The organism is Nannocystis bainbridge, assembly GCF_028368995.1.
Lineage (GTDB): Bacteria > Myxococcota_A > Polyangia > Nannocystales > Nannocystaceae > Nannocystis > Nannocystis bainbridge.
This window is the reverse complement of the sequence record NZ_JAQNDL010000001.1, coordinates 1,330,938-1,343,428: the sequence shown is the minus strand read 5'-3', so window position 1 is coordinate 1,343,428 and position 12,491 is coordinate 1,330,938. Positions and strand designations below refer to the sequence as shown.

Annotated in this window: 11 protein-coding genes; all 11 read right to left on the bottom strand. The window is 73.3% G+C overall.

Annotated features, from left to right (window positions below; all coding sequences use genetic code 11):
- Nucleotides 1–140 precede the first annotated feature (140 nt).
- The 11 genes from POL25_RS05320 to POL25_RS05270 all read right to left on the bottom strand — a co-directional run bounded on the left by POL25_RS05320 (nt 141) and on the right by POL25_RS05270 (nt 12,424).
- On the bottom strand, nt 141–1,325 hold the full coding sequence (locus POL25_RS05320) for a hypothetical protein (RefSeq protein WP_272084745.1): 1,185 nt from the start codon (nt 1,323–1,325) through the stop codon (nt 141–143).
- Nucleotides 1,326–1,357: 32 nt separating this feature from the next.
- Nucleotides 1,358–2,572 (bottom strand): hypothetical protein, encoded by a 1,215-nt coding sequence (locus tag POL25_RS05315; RefSeq protein WP_272084744.1) that lies wholly within the window; start codon nt 2,570–2,572, stop codon nt 1,358–1,360.
- A gap of 62 nt (nt 2,573–2,634) precedes the next feature.
- On the bottom strand, nt 2,635–3,498 hold the full coding sequence (locus POL25_RS05310) for a hypothetical protein (protein WP_272084743.1): 864 nt from the start codon (nt 3,496–3,498) through the stop codon (nt 2,635–2,637).
- Complete coding sequence (locus POL25_RS05305) at nt 3,495–4,613, bottom strand: hypothetical protein (protein ID WP_272084742.1); 1,119 nt, start codon at nt 4,611–4,613, stop codon at nt 3,495–3,497. Before POL25_RS05305 ends, POL25_RS05310 begins: the two co-directional genes overlap by 4 nt.
- A complete protein-coding gene (locus tag POL25_RS05300; RefSeq protein ID WP_272084741.1) occupies nt 4,610–5,257 on the bottom strand; it encodes an RNA polymerase sigma factor in 648 nt (215 codons plus the stop codon). Before POL25_RS05300 ends, POL25_RS05305 begins: the two co-directional genes overlap by 4 nt.
- Nucleotides 5,258–5,627: 370 nt before the next feature.
- Nucleotides 5,628–6,251 carry a peptide-methionine (S)-S-oxide reductase MsrA gene (msrA, locus tag POL25_RS05295; RefSeq protein WP_272084740.1) on the bottom strand — a complete coding sequence of 208 codons (624 nt, stop codon included), beginning with the start codon at nt 6,249–6,251 and terminating at the stop codon, nt 5,628–5,630.
- A gap of 65 nt (nt 6,252–6,316) precedes the next feature.
- Nucleotides 6,317–7,192, bottom strand: a complete 876-nt coding sequence (locus POL25_RS05290) for a M48 family metallopeptidase (protein WP_272084739.1) — start codon at nt 7,190–7,192, stop codon at nt 6,317–6,319.
- On the bottom strand, nt 7,189–8,028 hold the full coding sequence (locus POL25_RS05285) for an alpha/beta hydrolase (RefSeq protein ID WP_272084738.1): 840 nt from the start codon (nt 8,026–8,028) through the stop codon (nt 7,189–7,191). The genes POL25_RS05290 and POL25_RS05285 overlap by 4 nt, the downstream gene beginning before the upstream one ends.
- 379 nt (nt 8,029–8,407) lie before the next feature.
- Nucleotides 8,408–9,316, bottom strand: a complete 909-nt coding sequence (locus POL25_RS05280) for an HTTM domain-containing protein (protein ID WP_272084737.1) — start codon at nt 9,314–9,316, stop codon at nt 8,408–8,410.
- Between the two features lie 80 nt (nt 9,317–9,396).
- Complete coding sequence (locus tag POL25_RS05275; protein WP_272084736.1) at nt 9,397–9,870, bottom strand: hypothetical protein; 474 nt, start codon at nt 9,868–9,870, stop codon at nt 9,397–9,399.
- Nucleotides 9,871–10,093: 223 nt separating this feature from the next.
- Nucleotides 10,094–12,424: a prenyltransferase/squalene oxidase repeat-containing protein gene (locus tag POL25_RS05270; RefSeq protein WP_272084735.1), complete on the bottom strand. Its 2,331-nt coding sequence runs from the start codon at nt 12,422–12,424 to the stop codon at nt 10,094–10,096.
- Nucleotides 12,425–12,491: the final 67 nt, after the last annotated feature.

Here is a 12,491-nt window from a genome sequence, read left to right as displayed (position 1 = left end):
GAGGGGGGCGGAGGTCGAGCAACCGCGCATGTCACGGGGGCCGTAGTCCACGTCACAACTTTGCGGATGAGCCTGGGCGCCAGGCGTTCGAATGCAGAGGCCCGCACGGGGAACACGGGGCTGCCAGCGGCGCCCTGCGCTTACCCCTGTTTTGGCGGTTTCGACCACGCACGCACACGCAGCTCGATGCCGAAGCCGAGTTCGATGCCGCCTGCGCTGAAGATGCGCGCGTCCCCGAAGCGGACGCGCACGGCGTTGCCGGTCGGGGTCGCGCTGGCGGCCAGCTCGGCGAATAGGCCCAGACTCATCCGCTGCGAGACCACGAAGGTCGGAGTGATACGGACGAGCCCGCCGAGCAGCGGCGCGGGAACTGTGGATTCGCCGAGGGCGACGCGACGACTATGGTGGGTGATCCACCACGGCTCGAGCGAGAGGCTCGCGGTCGCGCGCAGCTCGAACCGGCGCCGCACGAGCCACGCACCGACCCCAAAACTGACGCGCACGCGGGCGAGCCCGAAGCGCTCTTCACGACTTTGCAAACCCGTGCTGACGGCCGTCTGACCGATCGCGCGCAGGCCCGCGGTGACGAGCCACGGCCGCGATCCGCGGAGATCGACGCGGACCTCGCCACCGCCACCGCGCACGCCGGGGTCGGGACGGAGGCCAAAGAGCGGCCCGCCGGCGAGCCCGACGGTGAGCGCGAGTCGCCTGTCCTCCTGGCCAGGTGAGGCAGCGACCGGCGCGGGGGTCGGCTCGACGAGGTCCTCGGCGGCTGGCGCGGGGGACATGTTCTCGGGGTCAGGTGGTGGCGGGACGACCTGCGGCGGGGCGGGAGGTGTCGTCACGGTGAGACCGGCGTCCGCAGCGTCGGGCTCTTGGGACATGTCCTCGGGGACCTGTCCCGAAGGCGCTGCGGCGAGGGCGGGGCTGGCGGCCCGCTCGGGCAGGGGGGCGAGGGCGTCGTCGGCGATGGCGGCCAGCATCGAGGCGCACAGGCGGGCGGCGTCGCGCGGGCCGCCGCCGGGACCGCGCCGGACGAACACGCGACCGTCGCCGAGGATGACGGTGACGGCGAGCTCGCCGGCCTGCTGCTCGACCTCGACGAAGGTGTGGTCGGGGTCGACGCTGGCGACGTCGCGCAAGAGCACGACCTCGGCGCCGCCGGAGCGCGGCCGCAGGGCGCCGGCGAGGGCCCGCTCGTCGAGGCCGCGCGCGCGCACGACGAGCGTGGGCGCGCGCAGGGCCGCGGCCGGCGGCGCGAGGGTCGGCGTCGCCGGAGCAGGAGCGGCGAGCAGCGCCGCGAGGAGGAGCGCCGCCTGCGTCATGCGGGGCGGCGGATGTTAGCAGCGCGGGCGGCTCACAGGCACAGACCCATGAGGCAGGCCTGCGCGAGCGGGCAGTCGGCGTCGCTCATGCAGGCCGGGGGCTGGCAGTCGGGGTCCTGGGGCGCGTTCGGGTCGCACACGCCGTCCGGGCAGGACACGCCGAAGCACTCGCAGGCCCCGTTGACGCACACGTTGCCGGGGCCGCAGTCGGCGTCGCTGGTGCAGACGAAGCCGCAGTCGGGGTCGCCCGGCAGCATGGGATCGCAGAAGCCGTCGAAGCACATGGGATCGGCGGGGTCGCACTGGAAGCAGTCGGGATCGGCGGGGTTCATCGGGTCGCACACGCCGTCGGAGCCGCCGCACTGGGGGTCGTTCGGGTCGGCGCAGCCGCACAGGCCCTCGATGCACACCTGTCCCATGGGGCAGTCGGAGTCGGCGACGCACATGAACCAGCAGTCGGGGTCCATGGGGTTGGCGGGGTCGCAGACGTTGTCGGGGCAATTGGGATCGCCGGGCGGGCAGCTGTTCTGGCAGTCGGGATCGGCGGGGTTCATCGGGTTGCACACGCCGTCGCCGCAGTCGGGGTCGCCCATGATGTCGATGTCGCACCAGCCGTCGCCGCCGCCGCAATTCGGATCCATCGGGTCGGCGCACTGGCAGGCGCCGTTGATGCACACCTGGGCTTGCGGGCAGTCGGCGTCGGCGCTGCACTGGTTCTGGCAGTCGGGATCGGCGGGGTCCATCGGATCGCACATGCCGTCGCCGCCGCACCCGGGCAGGTTGGGGTCGCAGCTCTGGCAGTCGGGGTCGCCGGGGTTCATCGGGTTGCAGACGCCGTCGCCGCAGTCGGGGTCGCCCATGATGTCGAGGTCGCACCAGCCGTCGCCGCCGCTGCCGCAGTCGGGATCGGCAGGGTTCATCGGATCGCAGACGTTGTCGGGGCACTCGTCGCCCTGGCACGGCGGCTGACAATCCGGGTCGTTCGGCTCCATCTCGCAGACGCCGTCGCCTGGCGGCGTCCAGCAGTCGGGGTCGTTGTCGGCGTTGTTCGGGTCGCAGGCGCCGTCCCAACAATCGGGGTCCATGACCTGATTGGGATCGCAGACGGGCTGCATGCCGCCGGAGGTGTCGTCGTCGTCGAGGCCGGCCGTGTCGCCGCCCTTGAGCTCGATCTGGCAGGCGAGGCCGAACAGCAAGGCGAATGAGAGCAGGACTGAGGATGGGTTGCGGAAGGACTGGGGACGCATGGAGCTCCTTGGGGACAGAGGCGGCCGGACGGGGATGGGTGCCCGGGCAGAGAGTTTGATTTTCAGCAGTCTGGGTCGGCGGGGTTCATCGGATCGCAGACGCCGTCACCGCAGTCGGGATCGCCCGGCAGCATGGGCTCGCAGACGCCGTCGCCGCAGTCGGGATCGCCCATGAGGTCGGGATCGCAGACGCCGTCGCCGGCGCAGCCGGGGTCGTTGGCGTCGTTGCATTGACAGAGGCCGTTCACGCACACCTGCGAGAGGGGGCAGTCGGCGTCGGCCATGCACGCGATGCAGTCGGGGTCGGCGGGGTTCATCGGATCGCAGGTGCCGTCGCTGCAATTCGGGTCGCCCGGCTGGCACGGCTGCATGCATTCAGGGTCGCCGGGATCGCCGTCGCACTGGCCGTCACTGCAGTCGGGATCGCCGGGATCGAGCATGACGTTGCAGCGGCCGTCGTCGCAGTCGAGGTCGTCGCCGTCGAACTTGTCGCAGTAATCGTCGTCGCAGTCGCCGTCGCCCATGTTCTGCGGGTTGCAGTCGCCGTCGTGACAGTCGGGGTCGGCGGGGTCGCCGATCGGACACCAGCCGTCGTCGCAGTCGAGATCGAGCGGGTCGTCCAGGTTGCAGACCTGGTCGTCGCAGTCGGGGTCGAGGGGATTCTCGGGATCGCAGGCGCCGTCGGGGAGGACCTCGCAGGCGGGGCCGAGACAGGTGGTGGAGACGTCGGTGGTCTGTCCCTGAGTGGTGTCGTCGGGCCCGGGCTCGGTCGTGGTGGGGTCGTCGGTGGTCGGAGGTTCGCTGGTGGCGGCGGACGAGGAGGAGGTGGTGGTGGGCTCGCCGGCGCTTTCGAACTCGAGCACGTAGGTGTCGATGCCGCAGGCGAGCATCAGCGGGAGGACGAGCAGCAGGCGACGCGGGCTCATGGGACGGCCGCCTCGTCGGCCTCGCGGCGGTAGGCGCCGGCGGGGAAGCGCTCGCGGTAGGCCCGCCAGCAGTCAGGGCGGGCGTCGGCGTCGGCGAGCCGACAGAGGCCGGCGCTGGCCTCGTCGGCGAACCGACCGCGCGGGAATTTTTTGAGGTAGGCGTGCAGGAGCTGGCGGTGGCCGGCGTCGTCGCCCTGGCGCCGGGCCAGCAGCCAGCGATCGGCGAAGGCGTGCTCGACGGCAGCTCGCCGCCCGCCGATGGCGATCATCTGCTGATAGCGCGCGTCGGCCTGATCGAGAGCGCCGGCGAGGAGCAGGGCCTCGGCCTCGTCGTCGAGGCGGGCGAGCTGATCGGCGAGCGCGTCGGTGACCGGCTTGCGGGCCGCGGAGACAGGGGATGGCGCGGGCTTGAGAGGTGAGATGTCTTTTTGGGCAGGTGCGGCGGGTGCCTGGGGCGCTGGGACATGTTCGGCGGGGTGGTCGGCGATATGGCCTTCCGGACCTGTTCTATCGGACATGTCGTTACGGACATTGCTGGACGGGACGCGCGGCTCGGATTGGTGCTGCTGCGGGCGACCGCGCACGGTGTCGTCGGCCTGGGCTGCGGTGCGATCGGCGTGGGCGGGATCGGCGAGGCGACGTAGGGCGCCGGCGCCGGCCAGCAGCAGCAGCGCGGCGGCGGCCGCCCACACGAGCAGGGGGACGCGTGGGCGCGGGCGCGGGAGCGGCGGGAGCGGGCGGCGCAGCTGCGCTGCCACGTCGGCGTCGGTGAGGCCGCGCGCGGCGGTGAGGAAGGGCGCGAGGTCGGCGGCGTGCGGGTCGGGGGATGGCCCTGCGGTCCGTGCCGGGGGCGCGTCGGGTCCGGCGGACGGGGCGTGTCCGGGAGGCCGCGCGGTGGCGGGGGAGGATGGCGCATCGGGCATGTCGTAAAGAACATGTCCGAAGGGCAATGCAGAGAGCGTGGGCGCGGCGGCCGGCGGGGCCACGGCGTCGGGGGCGAGGCTGTGGGCGCGCGCGAGCACGGCGGCGAAGCTGGGCGGCGGGCGCGTGGCGCTGCGCTCGGCCTCGGCGGCGGCGGCGGCGAGGAACGGATCGAGGCGGCGATCGTCGGTCACGGCGCACCTCCGGGCAGCCAGCCCAGGCGGCGCAGCTCGGCGTGGATGTGGGCGCGGGCGCGGCAGACCCGGACGTGGAGGTTGCCGGTCGAGATGCCGAGCAGGGCGGCGGCCTCGTCGCTGGGCAGGCCCTGCAGCTCGCGCACGAGGAAGGCCTCGCGCAGGCGCTCGGGCAGCTCGGCGAGCACGGCGTAGAGGACGCGGCTGCGCTCGCGCTGGAGGTGGAAGTCGTCGGGGCCGACGCCGGCGGGTGGGCAGCTGCGACCCATGGCCTCGAGGCGGGCGTGGGCAGCGGAGGTGTTGCGTTGCCGGCGCCAGTATTTGCGCACGACGTTGAGGGCGACGCCGTGCAGCCAGGCCTGGAAGGTGCGCGAAGGGTCGAAGCGCTCGCGGCTGGCCATGGCCTGGGCGAAGGCCTCCTGGGCGAGCTCCTCGGCGACGCCGGTGTCGCCGGTGTAGTAGCGGAGCTGGCGAAAGACGGCCGGGTAACAGAGCTGGTAGAGGTGGGCCCAGGCGGCGACTTCACCGGCGCAGGCGCGGGCGACGAGGGCGGGGGTGGGCGCGCCGAGTTCCGCGCCGGCGGGTTCGACCGCGCGCAGGTGACTGGCCGCGAGGCGGGCGGCGCGTGGGCTCGGGACGCTCATGCGAGGGGCTCAGAGCGTCTTACCGCGAGCGCCGGAGGCATTACACGCGAACTGCGAGGGAGGTCCGGGCGCGCGGGCGAGCGCGGCGGGCGGTCGTTCGAGGCGGCCGCGGGCGCGCACGGAGACCGACGATCGCGGACCGAGTGCGCGCGGATTTCAGGTCGTGCTCGCGCACGGGGGCCGACGATCGCGGCACCGAGAGCGCGCGGATTTCAGGTCGTGCTCGCGCACGAGGGCCGCCGATCGGCGAGACTGAGCGACCACGGCCTCGCGGGACCTCTGCGTCAAGCTGTCAGTCGCGTGCGCTGATTCGGGCCGCGCACGGGCGCCGCGGACCGAGCCCTGGGCCCGTCAAAGCCGGGGCGCACGATCACGAGCTGGAGGGCTGGTCGAATCGTGGCACCGGCATGTGGCAATAGGGGGTCTTGCGGGTGCGCACATAATAATTTTGATGGTACTCCTCGGCCGACCAGAACTTGCCGGCGTCCTCGACCGTGGTGGCGACCGCGTAGCCATTGGCCTTGAGGCGAGCGATCAGCGACTCGGCGGCGGCGCGCTGTTCGGGGCCGGTGACGAACACGGCCGAGCGGTACTGCGGGCCGATGTCGGGGCCCTGGCGATCGACCTCGGTGGGGTCGTGGATCTCGAAGAAGCGCCTGGCCACCGCCTCGTAGCCGACCTGCTGCGGATCGAAGGTGACGCGCACGGTCTCGGCGTGGCCGCTGACGCCGCTCGAGACCTGCTCGTAGGTGGGGGCCTCGACGGCGCCGCCCATGTAGCCCGACTCGACGTCGAGCACGCCGGGCATCTGCTCGAGGAAATGCTCGACGCCCCAGAAGCAGCCGCCGGCGAAGTAGCCGAGCTCGGTGGCGCCGCTCGGCGTGGGCGCGGGCGTGGCCGCGGGGGCGGGCTTCTTGTGGCCCGGCTCGGTGGTGCCGCAGGCGGCGGCGAGGGCGAGCAAACCGACGAACAGTCTTCGCGTGGTGGTGAACATGGCGGGCGCTCGGGACTACGCGGGCGAGGCGGCGAAGTTACACGGGGCGCGAGACTGCGCGGCCGTCACTCGCTGCTGGCGGTGCGGGCGAGCTTGTCGTAGTCGCCGCTGGTGATCCACTCGTCGAGGTGCTTGGCGCGCAGGATCGGGAACGGGTGGGTGCGCATGGCGGTGATGAGGAACTTGTAGACCTTGTTGAGGGTCGACTCGTCGGCCTCCTCGTAGGCCCGGATCTGGCGCAGGAACTCGTCCTGGTCCATCTCGGCGTAGAGCTTCTGGGCCCCGCCGGCGAGCTTCATGAAGGTGCGGAGGGCGACGTCCTTGTCCTGCACGCACATCAGCGCGGCGCGGTCGGCCGACAATTCGCTCTTGCGCATCCAGTCGTAGAGCGGCAGCTCGATGCCCTTGCCGAGCAGAGAGCCGAGGCCGAGCGTGGCCTGGCTGAAGATCTCGATCACGGCGGCGATGTTGCGGGCGACCGTGGTGTAGAGCGAGTGCTCGCACTTGATGTGGCCGACCTCGTGGGCCACCGCGTAGAACTGCTCCTGCTCGCCGAGCACGTCGATGAGGCCGGAGGTGAGGACGATGAAGGGCCGCGTGTGGCCGTAGGTGTAGGCGTTGGGCGCCGGATCGAGGCTGACGTACAGCTCCGGCTCCTCGACCCCGAGGATGGCGCAGCTCCACTTGAGGTAGCGGTACAGCCGCGGGAACATCTTCTCGGTCACGCGCACGTTGTCGGCGATGTTCTCGAGGTAGAGGATCCGCTCGAGGCCGTACTCCATGACCTTGGCGATCAGGCGGTCGAAGCCGGGCACGCGGTGGAGCGCGGCGGTGGCCTTGATGTCCCACGGGTGCATGAAGTCGCGGGGGCCGAGGCCGGGGTAGGTCCGCAGCTTGCGCTGCTTCTTGGCCGGGCCCGAGTTGAGGTTGGGGTCGTTCATGGCGATGGCAGGGCCTTCTTGATGCGCTGGTGGAGGTCGTGGCGCATGGCAGGAGGGACGGCGTGGCCGACGTCGGGCCAGACCTCGAGCTTGGCCGGCCAGCCGAGGTCTTGCAGGCGCTCGACGGCCTGCTGGGTGGGCGCGAGCTTGACGGCCTGATCGACCGCGCCGTGGAGGGCCTCGATCGGGATCGTGACGGTCGCTTTCTTGCGCGGCCACAGCGGCGGCGGCAGCCAGCCGCCGATCGGGAAGGCGGCCGCGAACAGCTCGGGGGCGCGGACGGCGAGGTAGAACGAGAGCATGCCGCCCTGCGAGAAGCCGGTGACGATCGGCTTGCCGACGGTGGGGCGGGTGGTGACGAGCTCGCGCACGAACGGGAGCAGGGCGTCGCCGGCGCGGGCGATGCCGCCGGCCAGACCGCTGACGTCGGGGCTGCGGGCGCGGATCGGGAACCACGACCAGCCGCTTTCGACGGGGTCGAGGCCGCGCGGGAGGATGATGCGCGCGGCGACCGGGAGGTCGTCGACGAGCACGGAGAACCGCTCGGGGCGGTCACCGAGGCCGTGGATGACGACGATCAGCGGCAACCTGGCCTCGGGGTCAGCTCGGGCGGTGACCAGCTCGACGTACTCGATGCCGGCCAGCGCGCGGTAGGGGGTGGCCGGGGCGGGCGGAGCGGCAGGGGTCGGGGCCGCAGGAGCCGGAGCAGGCGCCGGAGCAGGCGCGGGAGCGGGGAGCGGCGCCGGCGGAGTGCTGGCGGCCGCGGGCGCCACTGGCGGCTCACAGGCGGCCAGAGCGGCGAGGAGGAGGTGACAGACGCGCGAGCGCAAGGACATCGGCGCGCGTAGCGTGGCACACCGGGCGGGCCCGGTCCAGCGGTGGGCGGCGGGCGGCGAACGGCGGGTCCAAGGGGAAGGAGCGATGGGGCGATGGGGCTGGCCGAAGGGACAGGTCACGATACGGCGCTGTGGTCGAGCGGGGGCGGATCACCTGGTCGAAGGGACATGTACCGGCGGGCGTCCGCGGCCGGCGGATCACGGATGCGACGAGGCGCGGAGGATGTCCCGAGGGACAGGTCACTCGAGGTCTCGGCGGTCAGCCTGCGCTGTGGGCCAGGCGGCGTAGCACCTGGGGGCGTCCGCGGCCGGCGGGTCGCGGACGAGGCGAAGAGGCGGAGGATGTCCCGAGGGACATGTCCCCTCGACGCCTCGGCGGTCAGCCCGCGCTGCGGGCCAGGCGGCGCAGCAGCGGCAGGCGCTCGACGGCGAACAGCGGGGCGAAGGCGAGGCCGAGCAGCGGGTAGGGGAAGAAGATCGCCATGATCGCCCACACGCCGAAGTGGAAGCCCCAGGCCAGCAGCGACCAGACGCGGGCGATCCGGGGCCCGAGCAGGGCGATCGGGGCCAGCAGCTCGAGCAGGAGGCTGGCGGTCGCCAGCGGCGGGAACAGCCAGGCGTGACCGACCAGCCAGGCGCCGAACGGCGAGTACCAGTCGCCGAGCAGGTGCTTGCGCAGGTTGTCGTAGGCGATGTAGTTGCGCAGCAGGTCGGAGGTGGCCCAGCCGAGGCCGGACAGGCGCAGCTTGGCGACCCCGGCGACGAAGTAGGTGCCGACGGTGAGCAGGCCGAGCAGGCGCACCGGCCAGCCGTACCTGGTCGAAGGGACAGGCTCGGGGGCGCCGCGGCGACGGGCCCGGCGGGCGTCGAGCGACCAGACGTCGGCGGCGGGCGAGCAGCCGAGCGCGAGCGTGTGCAAGACCAGCAGGTTCTCGGTGTGGAAGATCATGCCCCAGGCGTTGCGGTAGCTCAGCACCCACAGCAGGACGAAGGCGAAGGCGGGGCCGCTGACGCGGAAGGCGAGGCCAAAGGCGAAGGCGAGGCCGAGCAGCAGGGCGAGCACGGCCTGGACGATCACGGCGGCGGTCGTCAGCGGGGCGGCGAGGACCGAGACGACGCCGACCGGACGGAAGCCGCCGAGGCCGTGCAGGCCGAGCAGGTTGGGCAGACGCAGGGCGAGGTAGGCGACGGCGAACCCGCCGACGAGGATCCGCAGGGCCGCGAGGCGCTCGGGCGCGGCGACCGGGCGGTACCAGCGGTCGACGGCGCGGGCTGCCCGGGAGAGCATGTCCGAACAGCCCTGTCCGTTCGGACCTGGCTTCAGGGGCATGTCCTTGGGGGCATGCGTCGCGTCGGAGGGCGTGTCCTTCATCGCGCGATCTTGCAGCGGGCTTGCCGCTTGGGTGGGGCCAGCGGGGTGGTGTCGCCGGCGAAGTAGGCGAGGGCGTCGTGGCGCTCGGTCAGCAGCTCGACGGCGACGGCGTCGGCGTGGGCCGGGTCGCCGGCGATCCGGCGGGCGACGGTGCGGCACAGCGCGGCGCTGGCCTTTTTGCCGCGGCGGATGGCGTGGCGCAGGGTGACGTCGGCCTGCAGGACCTCGTCGCTGCCGAGGGCGCGCGGGGGCAGCGAGACCTTGGCGCCGTCGGGCCCGACGGCCACGGCGCGGTGCACGTTGGTGACGGCGTCCTTGCGGCCGTGGGCGAACATCGGGAAGCTCGAGAACGGGAACGAGTCGTAGCCGAGCGGGCGCAGCATCGGCGACAGCGACAGGCCGACCAGCACCAGGCCGACCAGCCACGGCCAGACGGCGGAGGCGTGGGGGTCGAAGGGCCCGGAGGACATGCCCGGGGGGGTAGGCATGGGGCCAGGATGGATGGTGGTATCGGCTGGCCCGGAGGACATGTCTCGGGGGACAGGCGTCTGCGCGGAGGCGGCGGTATCGGCTGGCCCGTGGGACATGTCCCCGGGGGCATGTATGACCTCGAGGGCAGGCGCGACGGCGGCGGAGTCGGCTGGCCCGTGGGACATGTCCCCGGGGGCAGGCCGCTCGGCGCCGCCGCGGGGGTCAGCCACCGCCGCTCCGCGGCAGCAGGCCGAGCTCGCGGCCGCCGTGGCCGAGGGCCGACCAGGCGTGCTGGGTGTAGTCGATGCGCACGTCGAGCGAGCCGATCGACTCCGACCAGCCGCCGATGACTTTCTGCTCGCGCGAGCACGCGAAGCAGTTGGCGGCCGACCATTGTTGCTCGATCAGGAAGGTCAGCACCTTCGTCATCAGCGCCGCGTCCTCGGGGCGCGGCTGGCCGTCGGCGGCGCGCACGGCCATGGCCGCGGCCATGGCCTCGCCGAAGCCGGCCGACGGGGTGTTGTGGGGGATGAGCACGTTGCCGAAGCCGTACGAGCCGACCAGCTCGGGGGCGACGCCGCTCGACTCGTCCATGATCAGGCGCTGCTTGAAATCGACGTAGTCGAGGCAGAAGCGCTCGTAGCCGGGGTGACGGTGGACGCCGAGAGCGGCGCGGGCGGCCAGGCAGTGCCAGTTCTCCTCGAGGAAGAAGAAGCCGTAGAGGCCGTGGGCCCAGTAGTCGTCGGCGAAGTAGTCCATCGCGCGGGCGACGGCGGCCTTGACTTCGGCGTGCGCGGGCAGCAGCTCGCTCGCGCCGCGCGCGGTCAGCTGCTCGAGCAGGACCAGGGCGTAGACCGCCTGGCCGGCGGCGTAGAGCAGGTCGGGGCCGACGTGGGCCTCGCCGGTGGCGAGGGTGACGCGGGCATGAAAGCCGCCGTCGGGGCGCTGCATCGCCAGGAGGTAGCGGCCGAGCGCGCCGATGAGCTCGTCGTGCTCGGGGCCGGTGCGATCGCGGCAGGTGAGGAAGGCGATCAGCGGCAGGGCGGTGCTGCCGAGGTCGCCGAGGGTCGGCGGCCGACCTTCCTGATAGGACAGGACCGAATGGCCAGGTCCGGGGTAGTCCTTGCGCAGGCCGGCGAGCATCGCCAGCGACTTGCGGGCGGCGGGCACGGCGGCGTCGCTGCCGAGCTCGCACAGGGCGAGGGTGGTGCCGGCCTGGCGCGGGACGGCGAAGCCGCGCCAGGTGACCTTGCCGGTGAAGGGGTGCAGGAGGTAGCGGAAGCGGCCGTCGTCGCCCTGGGCGGCGAGGATGTGGGCCTCGGCGCCGGCGACGGAGTCGGCGAGCAGGTCGGCGTCGAGTCGATCGATCGGGTCGCGCAAGCGCGGCAGCGGGCGCACGACGCCGGCGCCGTCGACGACGAGGCTGACGGTGGCGAGGCGGGTGAGGCCCTCGATGCCGACGTCGGGCTCGGGGGCGGGGTCGCCCTTGCGTGCGAGGGCCTTGCGCAGGGCCGCCGGCGCGGCGCCGAACCGCAGGTCCTCGATGAACGGCAGCGGGGTGTAGGTGAGGAATTGATGGAGGCCGAGCAGCTGCCACGGCAGCAGGCAGCGCGCGCCGTCGCAGGCGCCGTCGAGGCCGGGCCGGAGGAGCAGGGGCAAGGGGCCGGGCGAGTCGTCGCGCAGCGGCTGGGCGCCGCTGACGACGTCGATCTTCATCGGCCCGGGCGCGCCGGCGTCGGCGACCACGGCCCCGAGCGCGGCGACGAGGCCGGCGGGGTCGTCGGCCTGGACGCAGCGGGCCGCGGGGCGCAGCTTGATGCCCTGGCCCTTCTTGGCCGGCTTGTCGGCGACGGGGTAGACGACGAAGGCGGTCGGGCGGTCGACGGGGAAGTCGCAGGTGATCGGGGCACGTGTCCAAAGGGACAGGTCGGCGCCCTTGCGCGCCGGCACGCGCGGGAGGACGTCCTGGATCGCCGCGGCGAGGGCCGCGGGGTCGTGATCGATCACGGCGATCGGCTCGGCGGCGGCGGCGGCGGCGGCCCGCCACAGCGAGGTGGTGACCAGGGCGAGCAGGATCGCGAGGCCGCCAGTGACGCGGCGGCGCAGGCCGGGGCCGGACCCGAGGCCGCCGGTGGCGGCCAGGCCCCACACGGCGAACGGCAAGGTGACGAGCACGAGCACGGCCCACAGCGCGGCCAGGGCCGCGAACACGCCCTTGCCGAGGCCGCCGTAGAGGGCGGCGACGTAGGTGCCGGCGCGCGCGGCGATGAGGGTCTGGATGGCGAGGTAGAGCAGCGACAGCGCGGAGCCGATCCGCCACACGCGGGCGCGGTGGCGGCTGCCGGCGAGCGCGAACGCGGCGGTGACGGCGTGGGCGAGCGCGAGGCCGGCGGTCAGCGCCGCGAAGGCGGTCCAGCGCTGCCACGGGAGCACGCTGGCGGCCCAGGCGAAGATGCCCGCGTGCACGAGCGCGAGGGCGCCGACCGACCAGCGCGGGACAGGGCGGGGCGACGGGGAAGGGCCCGGCGCGCTCGGGTCCTGGGGCGAGACCATACGACGCGTGTACCACATGCAGGCGACGTCCCGCGCCGCCGGGGACGCGCCCGCGCGCACGCCCCCG